19 protein-coding genes are annotated in these 18,843 nt (G+C 75.5%); 10 read left to right on the forward strand and 9 right to left on the reverse strand.

The features are described from left to right. Positions 1-89: 89 nt before the first annotated feature. Entirely contained in the window at positions 90-1,817 is a 1,728-nt protein-coding gene (locus BKA21_RS03100; RefSeq protein WP_140458683.1) for a glycoside hydrolase family 13 protein, read from the forward strand. A gap of 10 nt (positions 1,818-1,827) precedes the next feature. On the opposite strand, the gene BKA21_RS03105 is transcribed toward BKA21_RS03100, so the two are convergent. Then, entirely contained in the window at positions 1,828-2,931 is a 1,104-nt protein-coding gene (locus BKA21_RS03105; protein ID WP_140458682.1) for a carboxylate-amine ligase, read from the reverse strand. A 62-nt stretch (positions 2,932-2,993) separates the two neighbouring features. Between BKA21_RS03105 and BKA21_RS03110 the strand changes: the two genes are divergently transcribed. Beyond that, a complete protein-coding gene (locus tag BKA21_RS03110) occupies positions 2,994-3,917 on the forward strand; it encodes a carbohydrate kinase family protein (protein WP_239072970.1) in 924 nt (307 codons plus the stop codon). A gap of 10 nt (positions 3,918-3,927) precedes the next feature. Here the strand turns inward: BKA21_RS03110 and dusB are convergent, their stop codons facing one another. Beyond that, positions 3,928-5,130 (reverse strand): tRNA dihydrouridine synthase DusB, encoded by a 1,203-nt coding sequence (gene dusB, locus BKA21_RS03115; RefSeq protein WP_218886969.1) that lies wholly within the window; start codon positions 5,128-5,130, stop codon positions 3,928-3,930. Positions 5,131-5,195: 65 nt separating this feature from the next. Here dusB and BKA21_RS03120 point away from each other — a divergent pair, with 65 nt between their 5' ends. From BKA21_RS03120 to BKA21_RS03130, 3 genes are all read left to right on the forward strand, one after another. Further along, positions 5,196-5,456 carry a hypothetical protein gene (locus BKA21_RS03120; protein WP_140458680.1) on the forward strand — a complete coding sequence of 87 codons (261 nt, stop codon included), beginning with the start codon at positions 5,196-5,198 and terminating at the stop codon, positions 5,454-5,456. A gap of 105 nt (positions 5,457-5,561) precedes the next feature. Next, the gene (locus tag BKA21_RS03125) at positions 5,562-5,978 is read left to right on the forward strand and encodes a nitroreductase/quinone reductase family protein (RefSeq protein WP_140458679.1); all 417 of its coding nucleotides are present in this window, start codon (positions 5,562-5,564) and stop codon (positions 5,976-5,978) included. Positions 5,979-6,084: 106 nt separating this feature from the next. Next, a complete protein-coding gene (locus tag BKA21_RS03130) occupies positions 6,085-6,735 on the forward strand; it encodes a hypothetical protein (RefSeq protein ID WP_140458678.1) in 651 nt (216 codons plus the stop codon). A 19-nt stretch (positions 6,736-6,754) separates the two neighbouring features. Here BKA21_RS03130 and BKA21_RS03135 read toward each other — a convergent pair whose 3' ends face one another. Continuing rightward, on the reverse strand, positions 6,755-7,609 hold the full coding sequence (locus BKA21_RS03135; RefSeq protein WP_140458677.1) for a nucleotidyltransferase domain-containing protein: 855 nt from the start codon (positions 7,607-7,609) through the stop codon (positions 6,755-6,757). Positions 7,610-7,632: 23 nt separating this feature from the next. After that, positions 7,633-9,027, reverse strand: a complete 1,395-nt coding sequence (locus BKA21_RS03140) for a glycine--tRNA ligase (protein ID WP_140458676.1) — start codon at positions 9,025-9,027, stop codon at positions 7,633-7,635. A gap of 162 nt (positions 9,028-9,189) precedes the next feature. Here BKA21_RS03140 and BKA21_RS03145 point away from each other — a divergent pair, with 162 nt between their 5' ends. The 4 genes from BKA21_RS03145 to BKA21_RS03160 are packed head-to-tail and all read left to right on the forward strand — an operon-like array spanning position 9,190 to position 12,526. Continuing rightward, a complete protein-coding gene (locus BKA21_RS03145) occupies positions 9,190-10,158 on the forward strand; it encodes a metal ABC transporter substrate-binding protein (RefSeq protein ID WP_140458675.1) in 969 nt (322 codons plus the stop codon). Continuing rightward, positions 10,155-10,931, forward strand: a complete 777-nt coding sequence (locus BKA21_RS03150; RefSeq protein ID WP_239072971.1) for a metal ABC transporter ATP-binding protein — start codon at positions 10,155-10,157, stop codon at positions 10,929-10,931. Before BKA21_RS03145 ends, BKA21_RS03150 begins: the two co-directional genes overlap by 4 nt. A gap of 23 nt (positions 10,932-10,954) precedes the next feature. Continuing rightward, positions 10,955-11,902, forward strand: a complete 948-nt coding sequence (locus BKA21_RS03155) for a metal ABC transporter permease (RefSeq protein WP_140459171.1) — start codon at positions 10,955-10,957, stop codon at positions 11,900-11,902. Between the two features lie 51 nt (positions 11,903-11,953). After that, positions 11,954-12,526: a DedA family protein gene (locus tag BKA21_RS03160; protein ID WP_140458674.1), complete on the forward strand. Its 573-nt coding sequence runs from the start codon at positions 11,954-11,956 to the stop codon at positions 12,524-12,526. Between the two features lie 73 nt (positions 12,527-12,599). Here the strand turns inward: BKA21_RS03160 and BKA21_RS03165 are convergent, their stop codons facing one another. The 3 genes from BKA21_RS03165 to recO are packed head-to-tail and all read right to left on the reverse strand — an operon-like array spanning position 12,600 to position 14,504. Beyond that, positions 12,600-12,965 carry a VOC family protein gene (locus BKA21_RS03165; protein WP_179625301.1) on the reverse strand — a complete coding sequence of 122 codons (366 nt, stop codon included), beginning with the start codon at positions 12,963-12,965 and terminating at the stop codon, positions 12,600-12,602. Positions 12,966-12,975: 10 nt separating this feature from the next. Further along, the gene (locus BKA21_RS03170; RefSeq protein WP_140458673.1) at positions 12,976-13,773 is read right to left on the reverse strand and encodes an isoprenyl transferase; all 798 of its coding nucleotides are present in this window, start codon (positions 13,771-13,773) and stop codon (positions 12,976-12,978) included. Then, the gene (recO, locus tag BKA21_RS03175) at positions 13,773-14,504 is read right to left on the reverse strand and encodes a DNA repair protein RecO (RefSeq protein ID WP_140458672.1); all 732 of its coding nucleotides are present in this window, start codon (positions 14,502-14,504) and stop codon (positions 13,773-13,775) included. Before recO ends, BKA21_RS03170 begins: the two co-directional genes overlap by 1 nt. A gap of 131 nt (positions 14,505-14,635) precedes the next feature. On the opposite strand from recO, the gene BKA21_RS03180 reads away from it, so the two are divergent. Beyond that, complete coding sequence (locus BKA21_RS03180) at positions 14,636-15,265, forward strand: GyrI-like domain-containing protein (protein ID WP_140458671.1); 630 nt, start codon at positions 14,636-14,638, stop codon at positions 15,263-15,265. Positions 15,266-15,368: 103 nt separating this feature from the next. On the opposite strand, the gene leuA is transcribed toward BKA21_RS03180, so the two are convergent. Then, positions 15,369-17,123 (reverse strand): 2-isopropylmalate synthase, encoded by a 1,755-nt coding sequence (gene leuA / locus BKA21_RS03185; RefSeq protein WP_140459169.1) that lies wholly within the window; start codon positions 17,121-17,123, stop codon positions 15,369-15,371. 241 nt (positions 17,124-17,364) lie between these two features. Further along, complete coding sequence (locus BKA21_RS03190; protein WP_179625302.1) at positions 17,365-18,837, reverse strand: outer membrane protein assembly factor BamB family protein; 1,473 nt, start codon at positions 18,835-18,837, stop codon at positions 17,365-17,367. Positions 18,838-18,843 lie beyond the last annotated feature (6 nt).

Below are 18,843 nucleotides of genomic sequence, written 5' to 3' on the forward strand. Positions count from 1 at the left end.
CCCCGCACGCCCCCAGCACGGCCGGCACACCCGGCCGTCCCGGCGACGCCGCCGACCCCTCCCCGCACCCGACGAGAGGCACGTCCCCCGTGACCACGCAGACCCTCCCCGACACGCTCGTGCACCGCCCGGACGGTGACGACAGCCCGTGGTGGCGGCACGCCGTCATCTACCAGGTGTACCCGCGGTCCTTCGCGGACGGCGACGGCGACGGCGTCGGCGACCTGCCCGGCATCACCGCACGCCTCGACCACCTGGTCGACCTCGGTGTCGACGCCGTGTGGCTGTCGCCCTTCTACCGCTCGCCGCAGGCCGACGCCGGGTACGACGTCGCCGACTACCGCGACGTCGACCCCCTGTTCGGCACGCTCGCCGACGCCGACGCCCTCGTGGCCCGCGCGCACGCCCTCGGCCTGCGCGTCGTCGTCGACCTCGTGCCGAACCACACGTCGGACGAGCACGCGTGGTTCGTCGAGGCCCTCGCCGCCGCCCCCGGGTCGCCGGCCCGCGAGCGCTACCTGTTCCGCGACGGCCGCGGGCCGGACGGCGCCGAGCCCCCGAACAACTGGGAGTCGATCTTCGGCGGCCCCGCGTGGACCCGGACGACCGACGCCGACGGCACGCCGGGCCAGTGGTACCTGCACCTGTTCGACGCCAAGCAGCCGGACCTCAACTGGGAGAACCCCGAGGTCCGCGCCGAGTTCGAGGACGTGCTGCGGTTCTGGCTGGACCGGGGCGTGGACGGGTTCCGTGTCGACGTCGCGCACGGCATGGTCAAGGAGCCGGGGCTGCCGGACTGGCACGGGCACGTGTCGATGATCGAGGGCACCGACGACGCGGACGCGACCGAGGCGGTCGACGGGTCCGGCAACCACGGGCCGATGTTCGACCAGGACGGCGTGCACGAGATCTACCGGGCGTGGCGTGCGGTGCTGGACGAGTACGCGGGGCGCGCGATGGTCGCGGAGGCGTGGGTCGAGCCGCTGTCGCGCCTGGCCCGGTACGTGCGGCCGGACGAGATGCACCAGGCCTTCAACTTCGCGTTCCTGGCCGCCGGGTGGCACGGGCCGTCGCTGCGCCGGGTGATCGCCGCGTCGTTCGCCGCGAACGACGCGGTGGGTGCGCCGACCACGTGGGTGATGTCGAACCACGACGTGGTGCGGCACGCGTCGCGCCTGGGCCTGTCGGACCCGACGCACCGGCCCAACGGCATCGGCGCGGGCGACGAGCAGCCCGACGCCGCGCTGGGGCTGCACCGGGCGCGGGCCGCGACGCTGCTCATGCTGGGCCTGCCGGGGTCGGCGTACCTGTACCAGGGCGAGGAGCTGGGCCTGCCCGACCACACGTCGCTCGACGACGACCTGCGCCAGGACCCGGCGTTCTTCCGCACCGGGGGCGCCGAGCGCGGCCGCGACGGGTGCCGGGTGCCGCTGCCGTGGGAGGGCGACGCGCCGGGCCTGGGCTTCTCGCCGACCGGGGCGACGTGGCTGCCCCAGCCGGCGGCGTGGGCCGACCTCGCCGCCGACCGGCAGCGCGGGGTCGAGGGCTCGACGCTCGAGCTCTACAAGGCCGCGCTGCGCCTGCGCCGGGAGCGCGCGCTGGGCAGCGGCGGCATGGCGTGGCTGCCGGAGGTGACGGACGAGCACGTGCTCGCGTTCCGCAACGGCGACGTCGTGGTGGTCGCGAACCTCTCCGAGGACGACCACCCGCTGCCCGCGGACGCGCCGGTGCTGCTGGCCTCCGACCCGCTGGGCGGCACGGCCGCGGCCCCGGTGCTGCCCGCCGGGACGACCGTGTGGCTGCGCGCGCAGGACTGACCTGCCGGTGTCACGCGACGGTGGCCTCGACCGCGTGCTCGACCACGCGGGACAGGCCGCCGTCGCGGGCCCAGCGGCGCTGCTCGGCGGCGCCCGTGCCCCGCACCCACACGGCGCCGAGGAGCTCGGCGACGAGCGCCGAGTCACCGGTCTCGTCGAGCGCGGGACCGACGTGGTCGAGCAGGGCCCGCACCCCGGCCTGGGCGCTGACGGGCGCGAACGCGGGCGGGACCACGAGCTCGGACGTCAGCCCGGACCGGCCGGCCCGCCAGCTCGCGGCGCGCAGGAGCTCCTCGCGGTCGGTCGCCGGGGGGACGCCGTCGGCCGCCTCCCGCGCCGCGGTCTCCACGAGCGCCCGGGTCAGCGCGGCGACGAGGAGCGCGTCGTCGGCCCGCAGGCACACGTCGGCGACCCGGACCTCGACCGTGGGGTACCGGTGCGAGAGCCGGGCGTCGAAGTAGACCATCGCCTCGTCGAGGGCCGCCCCGCTGGTGACGAGGCCGTCGACGACGCCCCGGTAGGCGGCGGCGGAGCCGAACGGTGCGGTCGGACCCGCGGTCGGCCAGCGGTGCCAGACCTGGGAGCGGTAGCTGGCGTAGCCGGTGTCCTCGCCGTGCCAGTACGGGGAGTTCGCGCTGAGCGCGAGCAGCACGGGCAGCCAGGGGCCGATGCGGTCGAGGACGGCGACGCCCTCCTCGTCGTCGGCGACGCCCACGTGCACGTGGCAGCCGCCGGTGAGCTGCTCGCGGGCGACGACGGCGTACTCGCGGAGCATGCGGTGGTACCGCCAGCCCGGGCTCGTGCGGGACTCCCCGGCGAGGGGCGACGTCGCCAGGGCGGCGAGCCGGGCGCCGGCGTCGGCGGCCGCAGCCGCCGCGCGGGAGCGACCCTCGCGCAGCTCGGCGCGCAGCGTGACCAGGTCGGTGCAGGGGTGGGTGCCCGTCTCGAGCTGCTCCGCCTTGAGCTCGTGCTCCAGCGCACCGCCCGGGCGCGGGTCGTGCTCCTGCGCGGGGTGGGCGCGCCCGTCCGACGCCAGCGCCTCGTCGGCCGCCGGTGCCGGTTCTCCCCCGGCCCCGACCAGCAGGTACTCCTCCTCCACACCCACGGTCCGCATGGGGGAAGAGTCTGCTGCCACCGGGACCGGTGCGCATGGCGGGCGGCCGTAGGGTCGTGCCCGTGAGCGACCGTCCCCGCGTCCTGGTCACCGGTCCCGCGTCGTGGAACACGGTGGTGCACGTGGCGCGGCTGCCCGAGCCCCGCCCGCACACGGCGTTCGCGCTCGGATGGTCCGACGGCCTCGGCGGCACGTCGGCGGGCAAGGCCGTCACGCTCGCGGCGCTGGGCGTGGACGTCCACCTGCGCACCCTGCTCGGCGACGACGACGCGGGAAGGAAGGTGCGGGCCGCGCTCGAGCGACCGGGCCTGACCCTGCACGCCCTGCCGGCCCGCGACGGCGCGACCGAGCGGCACCTGAACCTCCTCGACCCCACGGGCGGTCGTGTGTCGCTCTACCTCACGCTGCCCGAGGCGGCCGGGCCCGTGCGGCCCGACGACCTGGGGCGGGCGCTCGCCGGCGCCGGTGCCGCAGTCGCCGACCTGGCCGAGCACAGCCGGCCGCTGCTGGTCGCCGCCCGCGAGCGCGGGGTGCCGCTGTGGTGCGACGTGCACGACGACGACGGCGCGGCCGACGGGTACGCCCGGGCGTTCACGGCGGCGGCGGACGTCGTGGTCGCGAGCGCCGTGCGCCTGGACGACCCGGCCGGGTACCTGCGTGCCCGGCTCGCCGAGGGCGCGGGCCTGGCCGTGTGCACCCAGGGCGCCGCCGGCGCCCTCGCGCTGGCACGGAACGGTGACGGGGAGCGGTGGTACGACGTCGGCACCGTCCCCGTCGACGGTGCCGTGCACGCCGAGGGCGCCGGCGACGCGTTCGTGGCGGGTCTGCTGCAGGCCACCCTGGAGGGCGTGCCCGTGCCGGCGGCTCTCGCCCGCGCCGCGGCGACCGGGGCGCTGGCGGTCGGGCAGGAGGGGCTCGGCGCGCCGGGGGCGAGCGCGCAGGCCGTCGCGGCCCTCGCCGGCAGCGTCGAGGTCCGTCCCCGGTGAGGCGGCCCGCTCAGCCGCCGGAGACGGACAGCTCGGCCTCGTGCAGGTCGCGGCGGAAGTCCTCGGACAGCTCGCGCGAGTCCAGCCACCCGTAGGGCAGGATCGGGCGCTTCGGGGAGCCCGCGCGCCCGCGCGGGCCCTCGGCGGCGTCGCCCGGGTACGGCTGGTCGAGGTCGAGACCCGCGAGGCGGTCGTCGAGCTCGGCGAGGGAGGACACCAGCCCGAGCGCGGCACGGGTCTCGCCGCCGACGACGTAGCCCTTGAGGTACCAGGCCATGTGCTTGCGCATCTCGCGCAGCGCCTTCGACTCCTCGCCGAAGTGGTCGACCATGAGCTCGGCGTGGCGGCGCACGACCCGTGCCACCTCGCCGAGGCCGGGGCGGATGCGCTCGTCGGAGCCGGCGAACGCGGCGGCGAGGTCGGCGAACAGCCACGGGCGGCCCTGGCAGCCGCGGCCGACGACGACGCCGTCGCAGCCGGTGTGCGCGACCATCGCCAGGGCGTCCTCGGCGGACCAGATGTCGCCGTTGCCGAGCACGGGGATGTCGGTCACGGCCTCCTTGAGGGTGGCGATCGCGTCCCAGTCGGCGGTGCCGGAGTAGTAGTCGGCGGCGGTGCGGCCGTGCAGCGCGACGGACGCGACGCCGGCGTCCTGGGCGGTCAGGCCGGCCTCGACGTAGGTGAGGTGGTCGTCGTCGATGCCCTTGCGCATCTTCACGGTCACCGGGACGCCGTACGGGCGGGCCGCGTCGACGGCGGCGCGCACGATCGAGGCGAACAGCTCGCGCTTCCACGGGAGCACGGCGCCCCCGCCGCGGCGGGTGACCTTGGGCACCGGGCAGCCGAAGTTCAGGTCGACGTGGTCGGCGCGGTCCTCCTCGACGAGCAGGCGCACCGCGGCGCCGATCGTCGTGGGGTCGACGCCGTAGAGCTGGACGGAGCGCGGCACCTCGTCGGGCTCGAACGAGATGATCCGGAACGACTCGGGGCTGCGCTCGACGAGCGCACGGCTCGTGACCATCTCGGCGACGTACAGGCCGGCGCCCGACTCGCGGCACAGGCGCCGGAACGCGGCGTTGGTCACCCCGGCCATGGGGGCGAGCACCACGGGCGTCGTGACGGTGAGGGGGCCGATGCGCAGCGGGGGGAGCACCGCGCCGGGGGCGCGCGCGTCGCCCGGGGCGGCCGGGAGCGTCTCGGGCGTCGTGGTCATGCCCCCATTGTCGCCCGACGGCGGGGCTGGTCCGCGGGCGGGGCCCGACCTGCGACGATCGGGGCGTGACCGACGACTCCTCGCTCCCCTCGTTCCTGCCGCCCGGCGTGCCCGCCTTCGTCGAGGGAACCCCCGGCGACGCGGTCGACGGCGTGGTCGCCTCCCTCGCCATGGCGGCCGCCCTGCGCGGCGGCCCGTCCGCCCTGACGGACGAGCAGGTCGCCGCGCTGCTCGGGCGCGCCGGCCTGCCGGGCGACGCGGACCACGTCGCCCAGGTCCGCGCCCGCGCCGGGGCGGACCTGCTGGCGGCGCCGCCGCAGGCCTGAGCCACCGGCGCTGCCGCACCACCGGGCACGGTCGCGCTGTCGGGCACGACCGGTGCAGGCTGGCACCGGGACACGCCCGTGCCCCGGACCCCCCGAGGAGCACCCATGGCCGACTGGAACGAGCAGATCGTCGCCGAGTTCCGCGCGAACGGCGGCACCGTGACCACGATGGGCTTCGGCCGCAGCCTCGTCCTGCTGCACCACACCGGTGCGCGCACGGGTACCGCACGCGTCTCGCCGGTCTTCGCGATCCGTGACGACGAGGACACGTGGCTCGTCGCCGCGTCGAAGGCCGGTGCGCCCGAGCACCCCGCGTGGTTCCGCAACCTGCTGGCCCACCCCGACACCGTCGTCGAGACCCCCGACGACGGCACCGTGCCCGTGCACGCGCGCGAGCTCACGGGCGCCGGGCGCGACACCGCCTGGGCCCGGTTCACCGCGGCGTCCGACGGGTTCCGCGGCTACCAGGAGAAGACGACGCGGACCATCCCCGTGGTCGCGCTGACCCGTCGCACCCCCTGACGGCCCTGGCGCTCCGACGGGCGCGGAACCGCACCGGCAAGTCCCGGACGCGGGCCGTACCCGGCCGCTAGCCTGCGAGGACATCGGCACCGGCTCGGGGGGCAGCATGGGGGACGTCACGGTTCGCGCGGGTGCGGCACGCAGGCCGCTGCGCGCGGTCGGCGGGACGGCGGGGGTCGTGGGCGCGCTCGTCGTGGCCGCGCTCGTGTGGTTCCTCGTGACCGAGGGGCTGATGCTGCACGGCACCCGCACGGGCCTGGCACCGGGGGTCGGTGCGGTCACCTCCGTGGACCCCGGCGCCACGGACGTCGGGTCGCTGCACGGGCGGCAGGTCACGCTGCAGGTGCGCGACGGGGTCCTCGACGTCGGCTGGGGCGTGGAGCACGCAGGCCTGCCGCTCGACGAGGACCTCGCGTCGGCCACGCTGGGCGACGACCTCGGACGGGTCGCCTACGCCGGGCTCGTGCCCGACGGCGTCACGCACGTGCTGTGGTGGGTCGGCGACGCGCAGGAGGGCCGCACGCTCGTCGAGGTCCCGACGTTCGCGCTCGACGCGGACGCCACGGACCGCCGCGCGTACGTCCTGGCGGTCCGCCCGCCGGCCACGGACTCCTTCGCCGAGGTGTCGTCCGCGGTGGCCTACGTCCGCGGCGGCGAGGTGGAGGTCGCCGGCTGCACGACGGACGACCAGGCCGGCTGCCAGGCCGGCGAGGTGCCGGCCGCGGTGCACGACCTCGCGGCCCGGCTCGCCGGCTGACCGGCCGGGACGTCGGACGTCAGGGCGCCCAGCGGCGCACGAGCGCACGGAACCCGTCGGCCGCCCGCGCCCGGCGCGCCGGCTCGGTCGCGTCGTGGGCGGCCGGGAGGTCCGACCGGTCGAGGCGGCCCTGCACCCAGGTGCGCAGGACGGGCGGCACGACGCCGGTGCCGAGCTCGCGCGTCACGGCCTTGGCCGCGACCAGGTCCGCGACGGCGGCGCGCACGTCCGCGGGCACGGGCGCGTCGTCGAGGAGCGCGTCGAGCGCCATCGGCGGGACCAGCGCTCCCGGGTGCGCGTCGAACCACGCCAGCACCGCCGCGGGGCGCACCGCGTAGAGCACCTTCTTCAGCGGCACCGTCCGCCCCTCGGCCGCGCCGGAGCGGTCCCAGTGGTCGGCGCCGACGTGCGCGTAGTGCCGCACGACGCGCGCCCGGTCGCTCACGGCGTCGACGAGCGCGAGCAGCTCGTCGCGGAAGTCCTCGTGGCCGGCGTACACGTGCGGGGACCGCAACCACTCCCCGACCGTCGCGTTGCCCGCCACCGCCAGCCGCACGGCCTTGAGCACGTCCCACCCGCTGACGTCGAGGACAGCGTCCAGCGGGGTCTCGACCACGTCGCGCGCGGGCCACGGGTCGAGGTACGCGTCCACGGTGCGCACGTACAGGAACCGGCAGTCGTAGTCGCTGTCGGGCGAGGGGAAGCCCCACGCGCGGCTGCCGCTCTCGACCGCCCACGGCACGGCCACGCCGTGCTCGCGCGCGACGCCCGCGAGGCGCGCCTCGACCGCGGCCACGACCTGCGCGTCGAAGGACGTGGGCAGGTCGCGGCCGCGCGACGCGACGCCGACGGGCGCGCCGCTGCCCGCAGGCACGGGTGCGCCCGTCGGCACGGGCCTCAGGCGCCGACGAGGCGCTGGGCGAGGTACCCGGCGACCTGGTCGAGCGCGACCCGCTCCTGCGTCATCTCGTCCCGGTGCCGGATGGTGACGGCGTGGTCCTCGAGCGTGTCGAAGTCGACCGTGATGCAGAACGGCGTGCCGATCTCGTCCTGGCGGCGGTAACGGCGCCCGATCGCACCGGCGTCGTCGAAGTCCACGTTCCAGCTGCGGCGCAGCTCGGCCGCCAGGTCGCGGGCCATGGGCGAGAGCTGCTCGTTGCGCGACAGCGGCAGCACCGCGGCCTTGACGGGGGCCAGGCGCGGGTCGAGGCGCAGCACCACGCGGGTGTCCACGCCGCCCTTCGTGTTGGGCGCCTGGTCCTCGTGGTAGGCCTCGACGAGGAACGCCATGAGGGAGCGCGTCAGGCCCGCGGCGGGCTCGATGACGTACGGCACGTACTTCTCGTTCTTCGCCTGGTCGCGGTACGCCAGGTCCTGGCCCGAGTGCTCGCCGTGCGTCGACAGGTCGAAGTCGGTGCGGTTGGCGATGCCCTCGAGCTCGCCCCACTCCCCGCCGGTGAAGCCGAAGCGGTACTCGATGTCGACCGTGCGCTTGGAGTAGTGCGAGAGCTTCTCGGCCGGGTGCTCGTAGTGGCGCAGGTTGTCCGGGCTGATGCCGAGGTCGGTGTACCAGGCGGTGCGCGCGTCGATCCAGTACTGGTGCCACGTCTCGTCGGTGCCGGGCTCGACGAAGAACTCCATCTCCATCTGCTCGAACTCGCGCGTGCGGAAGATGAAGTTGCCGGGCGTGATCTCGTTGCGGAACGACTTGCCGATCTGCCCGATGCCGAACGGGGGCTTCATGCGCGCCGCCGTGTAGACGTTGCGGAAGTTCACGAAGATGCCCTGCGCGGTCTCGGGCCGCAGGTAGTGCAGCCCGGACTCGTCCTCGACGGGGCCGAGGTACGTCTTGAGCATCATGTTGAAGTCGCGCGGCTCGGTCCAGCGCCCGCGCGTGCCGCAGTTGGGGCAGGCGAGGTCGGCGAGGCCGTTCTCGGGCGCGCGGCCCTTCTTGGCCTCGAAGTCCTCGAGCAGGTGGTCCTCGCGGAAGCGCTTGTGGCACGACAGGCACTCGGTGAGCGGGTCGGTGAAGACGCCGACGTGGCCCGAGGCCACCCACACCTGGCGGGGCAGGATCACCGAGGAGTCGAGGCCCACGACGTCGTCGCGGCCCTGCACCATGGTCCGCCACCACTGGCGCTTGATGTTCTCCTTGAGCTCGACGCCCAGCGGCCCGTAGTCCCAGGCCGACCGCGTGCCGCCGTAGATCTCACCGCTGGGGAAGACGAACCCGCGGCGCTTGGCGAGGGCGACGACGGCGTCGAGGCGTGAGGGTGCTGCGGACGGTGCCACGAGGTTCTCCTGGGTCGAGGAAGCCCGCGACCGGATGCCGCGGGGCACAACCTCTCCAGGCTACCGGCGGGCACGCGCGGCCCGGACGGCCGCAACGCCGCGCGCACCCGTCGGCACCTGCGACTTTGACAACCATTCTCGGGTTCGGTGAGAATCGGTCTCATGTCCAGGTCCTCCCGCGCGCTCGCGCTGCTCGCCGTCCCCGCCCTCCTCGTCGCCGGCTGCTCGTCCGGCGCCGCTCCGGCCGGGGGCTCGGACGACGCCGCGGTCGAGGCCCTGGCGTCGTTCTACCCGCTGCAGTTCGTCACCGAGCAGGTCGGTGGCGACCGCGTCGCCGTCTCCTCCCTCACCCCCCCGGGCGCCGAGCCGCACGACGTCGAGCTCTCGCCCGCCCAGGTCGCGTCCGTCTCCGCCGCGCAGCTCGTCGTCTACCAGTCCGGCTTCCAGGCCGCCGTGGACGAGGCCGTCGAGCAGTCCGCCCCCGCGCACGTCGTCGACGCCACCGACGTCGCCGACCTGCAGGTCACGGGCGCCGACGACGGCCACGACCACGGGGCGGAGGACGAGCACGCCGACGAGGAGCACGCCGAGGACGAGGACGAGCACGCGGAGGGCGAGCTCGACCCGCACTTCTGGCTCGACCCCAGCCGCATGCCCGCCGTCGCGCAGGCCGTCGCCGACGCCCTCGCCGAGGTCGACCCCGACGGCGCCGCCACCTACCAGGCCAACGCCGACGAGCTGGCCGACCGCTTCACGGCCCTCGACGAGGCCTACGCCACCGGCCTGGCCACCTGCGAGCGCACCACGTTCGTGACCTCGCACGAGGCGTTCGGGTACCTCGCGCTGCGCTACGACCTCGAGCAGGTCGGCATCTCCGGCCTCGACCCCGAGGCCGAGCCGTCCCCGGCCCGTCTGCGCGAGGTCGGCGAGCTGGTCGAGGCCGAGGGCGTCACGACGATCTTCTTCGAGACCCTCGTCAGCCCCAAGGTCGCCGAGACCCTCGCCGCGGACCTCGGCGTCGAGGCCGCCCTGCTGGACCCGCTGGAGGGCCTGGCCGACGAGACGCAGGACTACTTCTCGGTCGCCGAGGCCAACCTCGACGCGCTGAGCGTGGCATTGTCCTGCTCGTGACCGAAGCAGCGCTCGAGGCCACGGGCGTCCACGTGACGCTCGGCGGCCAGCAGATCGTGCGCGGCGTCGACCTGCTCGTCCCGTCCGGCCAGGTGCTCGCGCTCCTGGGCGCCAACGGGTCGGGCAAGTCGACGCTCGTGCGCTCCCTCCTCGGGGTCGTGCCCCTGGCCGCCGGGCAGGTCCGCCTGCTCGGGGCGCCGCTGGGCCCGCGCGTGCCCTGGGACCGCGTCGGGTACGTGCCCCAGCGCATGGCCGCCGGCGGGGGCGTGCCCACCACCGCCCTCGAGGTCGTCGTCTCCGGCACCCTGCACGGGCGGCGGCTCGTGCCGCCGCGCGACCGCCGGGCCCGCGCGCGGGCCGCCCTCGAGGAGCTCGGCGTCGGCGACCTGCAGGACCGTCGCGTGCAGGAGCTGTCCGGCGGGCAGCAGCAGCGGGTCCTCATCGCCCGGGCGCTCGTGCGCCGTCCCCGGCTGCTCGTGCTCGACGAGCCGACGTCCGGCATCGACCTGCCCACCCAGGAGGCCTTCGTCTCCACCGTCGCGCGCCTGCGCGACGAGGGCACGACCGTCGTGGTGATCCTGCACGAGATCGGCCCCTTCGCCCCGCTGATCGACCGGACCGTGGTGCTGCGGCACGGGCGCGTCGTGCACGACGGCGACCCCGTCCACGCGCGCGCCGAGCACGGCGGCGCCGGGCACGACCACACCCACCCGCACGCCGACCCCGCCACGCCGCAGGACGGCCCCGACCTCACGCTGGGGGTGGCCCCGTGACCTGGTGGTCCGAGCTCGCGCTCATGCTCACCTCGCCCCTCATGCAGCGGGCGCTCGTCGCGGCCGTCCTGGTGGGCGCGACCGCCCCCGTGGTCGGCACGTTCCTCGTCCAGCGGCGCCTCGCGCTCATGGGCGACGGCGTCGGCCACGTCGCCCTCACCGGTGTGGCGCTGGGCTGGCTCGTCGGCAGCTGGGCGGCCGTGAGCCCGGCCGACGCGCTCGCCGTGCCCGGGGCGGTCGTCGCGGCCGTCGTCGGTGCCGTCGTGATCGAGCTGGTGCGCGAGCGCGGCCGCACGAGCGGCGACCTCGCGCTGGCGATCATGTTCTACGGCGGCATCGCGGGCGGCGTGCTGCTCATCAAGGTCGCCGGCGGCACCAACGCGAACCTCATGAGCTACCTGTTCGGCTCGATCGCCACCGTCACCACGGCCGACCTGTGGTGGACGGTGGCGCTGGCCGTGCTGGTGCTGGGTGTCGGCGTGGGCCTGCGGTGGGTGCTGTTCGCCGTCAGCCACGACGAGGAGTTCGCGCGCGCCAGCGGCCTGCCCGTGCGCCTGGTGTCGATGGCCGTGGCCGCGCTCGCCGCCCTGACGGTGACCATCGCCATGCGCGTCGTCGGGCTGCTCCTGGTCAGCGCGCTGATGATCGTCCCGGTCGCGACCGCGCAGCTGTTCGCCCGGTCGTTCGGCCGCACCATGGCGGTCGCGTCGGCGATCGGGGTCGTCGTCAGCGTCGTCGGCCTGACGTTCACCTACTGGAACGACGTGCCGCCCGGCGCGACCATCGTCGTGCTCGCGATCGGCCTGTACGCCGCGGGCTCGGTGCTGCGCCCCCTCGTCCAGCGCCGTCGACCGACGCCGGGCGACCCGCACCCGTCGGTCCCGGACGACGTCGACCTTCCCCCGCAGGACCGCACCGAGCTCGGTGACGACGTCTGCACGCCGGCCCCGGCGGCGCGGCCGGCCGGGTGACGACCCGCCGGCAGGTTAGGCAGACCTCAGACGCCACGTAGGATCGGGGACGTGACGGACGTGGCGCGCGAGTACGGGCTGGGCGGGCTGCCCGTCGCCGTCGTGCTCGTGGCGCTCTTCGCCATCGTGCTCGCCCGCTCGCACCTGACGTACTGGGCCGGGCGGGCCGTCGCCCGCGGCGCCCAGCACGAGGGCCTGCGCCGGCGCGGACCGGCGTGGTGGCAGCGGACCGTGGACCGGGCCGGTCGCGTCTCGGCCACCCCGGGGGCCCGGCGGGGCATCGCCCTCGTGCACCGGTGGGGGCCGGCGGCCGTGACCCTGGCCTACGTGACCGTCGGCGTGCAGACCGCGGTCTTCCTCGGCTCGGGACTCGTGCGCATGCCGTACCTGCGCTTCACGCTCGCGTCGGTCCCCGGGTCGATCGCCTGGGCGGTCGTGTGGGGCACGGTCGGCATGGGCGCCGTGTGGGGCGCCGTCACGCTCGCCGCCGGGTCCCCGTGGGGGCTCGCCGCGCTGGGCGCCGTCGTGCTCGTGCTCGGGACGGTCGTCGGCGCCACGGTGCGCCGCCGCCGGCGCACGGAGCCCGCGCTCGTGGTCGCCGAGCCCGACCACCACGACGCCTGACCCACCTTCGGCCCGACGCGACGTGCGTGCCTGACCGACGCCGGCGCTGACGACCCGGGCGGACCCCGCGCCGTCAGGAGCCGTGCGCGGGCGACACGCAGAACTGGTTGCCGTCGGGGTCCGCCAGCACCGTCCAGGTGAAGCCGTCCGGCAAGGAGTGCTCCCCGACCGGCTGCGCCCCCGCGGCGACCAGACGCCCGACCGTGGCGGGCACGTCGTCCGCCGCGAGGTCGAGGTGCTGCCGGTTCTTGCCCGGGGTCGGGTCGTCGAGCTGCTGGAAGCCCAGCGTCAACCCGCCCGGCGCGGTCGGCAGCAGCATCGCGAACCCCTCGTGCTGCTCGACCCTGCCGCCCAGCGCGCCCGCCCACCACGACGCCAGCCGCGCCGCGTCGCGCGTGTCGAACGTGACCATCCCCACCCGCACACCCGTGCTCGTCATGGACGGCACGCTAGCGGGCGCCACCCACGGGCGCGGTCGCCCCGGGCTTGTCCACCGCCCCGCCGTAGCGCCGGTCGCGCCGCGCGTACTGCTCGACCGCCCGCCACAGGTGCCGGCGGTCGACGTCCGGCCACGGCTCGTCGAGGAAGATCATCTCCGCGTACGCCGACTGCCAGAGCAGGAAGTTCGAGATCCGCTGCTCGCCCGACGACCGCAGGAACAGGTCGACGTCCGGCATGTCCGGCTCGTCGAGGTACCGCGCGAACGTCTTCTCGTTGACCTTGTCCGGCTTGAGCCGGCCCGCCGCGACCTCCCGGGCGATGGCCTGCGCGGCGTCGGCGATCTCCGCCCGGCCGCCGTAGTTCACGCACATCGTCAACGTGCACGTCGAGTTGCCCGCCGTGGCGCGCTCGGCCTCCTCCAGCTGGGAGACGACCGACCGCCACAGGCGCGGACGGCGCCCCGCCCAGCGGATGCGCACGCCCCACGCGTCCAGGGTGTCCTGCCGGCGACGCAGCACGTCCTTGCTGAACCCCATGAGGAACCGCACCTCGTCGGGCGAGCGCGACCAGTTCTCCGTCGAGAACGCGTACGCCGACACGTGCGTCACCCCGACCTCGATCGCACCGGCCACGACCTCGATCAGCGAGGCCTCGCCCGCCTCGTGCCCGGCCGTGCGCGGCAGGCCACGGGCGTTGGCCCAGCGGCCGTTGCCGTCCATGACGACGGCCACGTGCTTGGGCACCAGGGCGCGCGGGACCGCCGGGGGGCGGGCACCGCTCGGGTGGGGCGGGGGCGGGACGGGCATCAGATCCTCTCGACCATCGGCAGCGAGCGCAGGCGGCGCTCGAGGTGGAACTGGCAGAAGGCCGCGACGAGGCCGTTGCCCTCGACGCGGTGGCGCTCGTGGCTGGCGTCGGCGACCGGCCAGTCGCCGCTGAGCAGCGCCGCGAGCAGCGCGAACGTCTCCGGGGCCGGCGCCGCCGCGCCGGGCGGGCGGCACGCGCCGCACACGGCACCGCCGACGGCCGGCGCGAACGCGTGGTGCGGCCCCGGCTCGCCGCAGCGGGCGCAGTCGGTGAAGCTCGGCGCCCACCCGGCGATCGCCAGGGCGCGCAGCAGGTACGAGTCCAGCACGAGGCCCGGGCTGTGCTCCCGGGTCGCGAGCGCACGGACCGCCCCGACGAGCAGCCAGTACTGCGGCACGGCGGGCTCGTGCTCGGCCTCGACCAGGCGCTCCGCGGTCTCGAGCATCACCGTGCCCGCGGTGTAGAGCGTGTAGTCCTCGCCGACGCGGCGGCCGTACGCGCCGATCGTCTCGGCCTGCGTCACGACGTCCAGGGAACGACCGGTGCTCAGCTGCAGGTCGACGTGCATGAACGGCTCCAGCCGAGAGCCGAACCGCGAGGTCGTGCGACGCACGCCCTTGCCCACGGCACGGACCTTGCCGTGACCACGGGTCAGGAGGGTGACGATCCGATCGGCCTCGCCCAGCGCGTGGGTCCGCAGCACGATCGCCTCGTCGCGGTAGAGGCTCACCGGAGCATTCTGCCCCGTGCCGCCCACGCCGCCGCACGGGAAGGCCGGAGAGGGCCGACAGTGCCGGCACGGTGCGCGAGGATGGCGACGGGACCCGCCACCGCCGGGGTGGCCGACCGTGAGGACAGCCGATGACGACCGACCACAAGAGGCTCGTCCCGACGTACCGCGCGCCCCGGGGCGCCGTCGAGCTGGTGACCGTGCCGGTGCTGCAGTACCTCATGGTCGACGGCGAGGGCGACCCCAACACCTGCGACGCCTACCGGGACGCGCTCGCGACGCTCTACCCCGTCGCGTACAAGGTCAAGGCGCTGTGCCGCGCGCAGGGCGAGGACCACACGGTGATGCCCCTGGAGGCGCTGTGGTGGGCCGACGACATGGCGGCCTTCACGACGGCGCGCGAGAAGTCCCGGTGGGCGTGGACGGTGATGATCATGGTGCCCGGCACCGTGACGCCCGAGGTCGTCGAGACCGCACGGGACGCCGTGCGCGCCGCCGGACGCGGACCGTCCCTCGACGCCCTGCGCCTGGAGACCCTCGACGAGGGGCTGTGCGTGCAGACGCTGCACGTCGGGCCGTACGACGCCGAGGGGCCCGTCCTCGCGCGGATGCACGACGAGCACATCGCCGCCCGCGGGCTGCGGATGAGGGGCCGGCACCACGAGATCTACCTCGGCGACCCCCGGCGCACCGCACCGGAGCGCCTGCGGACGATCCTGCGCCAGCCCGTGTCCCCCGCCCGGACGTCGGCGACCGGCTGACGACGGAGGACGGCGGGACGCGGACGGCCGGACGACGACGGCCGGCCCCGCACCCGGGACCGGCCGTCGTCCGGCTGCTGCCGGACCGTCGTCGTGGACCGCGTCAGCGCTCGTGGCGGTTGACCGCGGAGACGATCGCCTTGAGCGAGGCCGTCGTGATCGAGGGGTCGATGCCGACGCCCCACAGCACGTCGTCGCCGATGGCGCACTCGACGTACGCGGCCGCGGTGGCGTCGCCGCCGGACGACAGCGCGTGCTCGGCGTAGTCGAGGACCGACACGCGCGCGCCCACCTCGGCCAGCGCGTCGACGAACGCCGCGACCGGGCCGTTGCCCGTGCCGCGCAGCGTCCGCTCGACACCGCGGTCGACGAGGTCGACCTCCAGCGTGTCCTGCCCGCCCTCGGTACTCGTGGCGCGCGTGCCGCGCAGCGCGAACCGGCCCCACGGCTCCAGGTGCCCGCCCGGCGTCGCCGGCAGGTACTCGTCGCTGAAGATCGACCACAGCTCGTCGGCCGTGACCTCGGTGCCGTAGGTGTCGGTGTGCCGCTGCACCACCTGGGAGAACTCGATCTGCAGGCGGCGCGGCAGGTCCAGGTCCCGCTCGGACTTCAGCAGGTAGGAGATCCCACCCTTCCCGGACTGGGAGTTCACGCGGATGATCGCCTCGTAGGAGCGGCCGACGTCCTTCGGGTCGATGGGCAGGTACGGCACCGCCCACTCGACCTCGTCGACGCTCGTCCCGGCCGCGTCCGCGCGCACCTGCAGCGCGTCGAGGCCCTTCTTGATCGCGTCCTGGTGCGAGCCGGAGAAGGCCGTGAAGACGAGGTCGCCGCCGTAAGGGTGGCGCTCGTGCACGGGCATCTGGTTGCACCGCTCGACCGTGCGACGCACGCGGTCGATGTCGGAGAAGTCGATCTGCGGGTCGATGCCCTGGCTGAACAGGTTCATGCCCAGGGTCACCAGGTCGACGTTGCCCGTGCGCTCGCCGTTGCCGAACAGGCAGCCCTCGATGCGGTCCGCACCGGCCAGGTAGCCCAGCTCGGCGGCGGCCACGGCCGTGCCACGGTCGTTGTGCGGGTGCAGCGAGATGACGACGTTCTCGCGGTGGTGCAGGTGCCGGCCCATCCACTCGATCGAGTCGGCGTACACGTTGGGCGTGGCCATCTCGACGGTCGCGGGCAGGTTGATGATGACCTTGCGCTCGGGCGTCGGCTCCAGCACGTCGAGGACCGCGTTGCACACGCGCACCGCGTACTCCAGCTCGGTGCCCGTGTACGACTCGGGGCTGTACTCGTAGAACACCTCGGTGTCCGGCACGAGCTCCTCGTACTTCTTGCAGAAGCGGGCGCCCGAGACCGCGATGTCGGCGATCCCGTCCTCGTCGGAGCGGAACACGACCTCGCGCTGCAGCACCGACGTCGAGTTGTACAGGTGCACGATCGCCTGCTTGGCCCCGGCGATCGACTCGTAGGTCCGCTCGATGAGGTGCTCGCGCGCCTGCGTCAGGACCTGGATGACCACGTCGTCGGGGATGCGCCCCTCCTCGATGAGCATCCGCACGAAGTCGTAGTCCGTCTGCGAGGCCGACGGGAAGCCGACCTCGATCTCCTTGTAGCCCATCGAGACCAGCAGCTCGAACATCTCGAGCTTGCGGGCGGGGCTCATCGGCTCGATCAGCGCCTGGTTGCCGTCGCGCAGGTCGACCGCGCACCAGCGGGGGGCGGTCGTCATGCGCCGCGAGGGCCAGGTCCGGTCGGGCAGGTCGACGGTGATCTGCTCGTGGAACGGGCGGTAGCGGTGCGCCGGCATGCCCGACGGCTGCTGCGGGTTGCGCCCGGCGTCGGGGGCGCTCGTCATCCGGGGGGTCGTGCCGGGGGTGGTCGTCTGCTCGCTCATGGGGTCGTCCTTCGTCGCGGGGGTCTCGGCGGGGCTCAGCCGGCACGGCGCACACCGCGGCGAGGATCCGGCCTAGAAGGCCTCGCCGCGGCGACGAAGGAGAAGCAGGGACGTCGGCACCAGGCGACCATACCCCCGCGGCCCGCACCTGCGGCAACCCGGCGCGCGACCGGTCCGCACCGCGGACGCCCCGGCACTCCGCTCAGCCGAGGACGACCGCCTCGTCCGGCGTCCGGACGACCATGCGGCCGCCGACGACGTCCAGCCCGCGGGCGTCGTCGGGCAGCGAGACCGACCAGGCCCGCACCCCGTCGCGCAGCCCGCGGCCGACGAGCGCCCACCCGCCGCCGCGCGCCGGCTCGGGGCCGACGACCACGAGGCCGTCGGTGACCGGCGCGAACGGCACGACCTGCGGCACCCGCTGCTGCCACAGCACGGTGCCGTCCGCGGCGTCGACGGCACCGACCCCGACGTCGCCGCCCAGCACCACGACGCCGTCCACGACCGCGACGGGCGACAGCGGCACCACCTGCTCCCAGCGCTGGGCCCCGTCGTCGGGGTCGACCGCCACGACCCGGCGCCCGAGGTCGACCAGGAGCGCGTCCGACGAGCGGTCGTCCGCGGACAGCCGCGCGGGCAGGCCCACGACCTCGGCGCGGATCTCGCCGTCGGCGTCGTGCAGGCGGGCGTCGCCCGTGGACGCCCACGAGGCGAACCCGCCGGCCGTGAGCGGCACGACGAGCAGCTGGCGGCCCGACGCGCTGCCGGAGAGCCGTTCCCCGTCCGCCGCGTCGAGGACCGCCGTCGAGGTGCCGGTCAGCACGACCAGGTCCTCGCCGACCTCGAGCCGGGGGTCGGGCCGCGACCCGTCGGTCGTCACGAGCTCGTCCTGGCTGGTCACGCCCCACCGCAGGGTGCCGTCGGCACCCGCGCGGCGCTCCACACGGACCCGCCGGTCGGCGGTGGCCGTCGCGACGACCAGGTCGTCGCCGACACGGTCCACGCCGACCAGCCGGTCGCGCACCTGCCACGCGCCCACGGGCTCGCCGGACGTCGCGTCGAACGCGACGAGACGGGTCACCGGCACGACGGGCTCCGGCGTCTGACGACGCCCGTAGACGACGCCCGGCTCCACCCAGCCGCACACCAGCAGCGTGCTGGCGGCCGGGCCCGGCAGGCACACGACCGACACGGTCTCGAACCCCGCCCGGGAGACCTCGACGACCTCCTGCGCCCACGCCGCGCCACCGGTCGCGGGGTCGCGGCCCGTGACCGTCCACGTGCCGGTGACGTCCGAGACCGTCACGAGCGTGCCGCCCGCCGCCAGGACCGTCCCGTACCGGTGCGGCACGGCGGTGCGCCACACCTCGCGGGGCGTGTGGTCGAGCGCGCGCACGAACCCCGGCACCTGCGCGAGCCGGTCGGCACGGGCGTCCGCGCGCCGGGCGACCGCACCGGTCGCGACGGCGGCCGCCGCGACCAGCAGCACGAGCACCGCCGCGAGGGCCCACGCCCACCCCGGGAGCCGCGGCGCACCGGCCGGGGACGGACCGTCGCCCGGGGTCCGCGCCCTCGGCGGGCGCGCGCGGGACGACGCCGGCCCGGGCGGGACGTCCTCGTCCGGGTCGGCGATCTCGACCAGCTGCATCCGCGCAGCCGGGCGGTCGCCGGCCATGCCCCG

The sequence above is a fragment of the Cellulomonas oligotrophica genome (genome assembly GCF_013409875.1).
In the GTDB taxonomy this organism is placed as follows: Bacteria; Actinomycetota; Actinomycetes; order Actinomycetales; family Cellulomonadaceae; genus Cellulomonas; species Cellulomonas oligotrophica.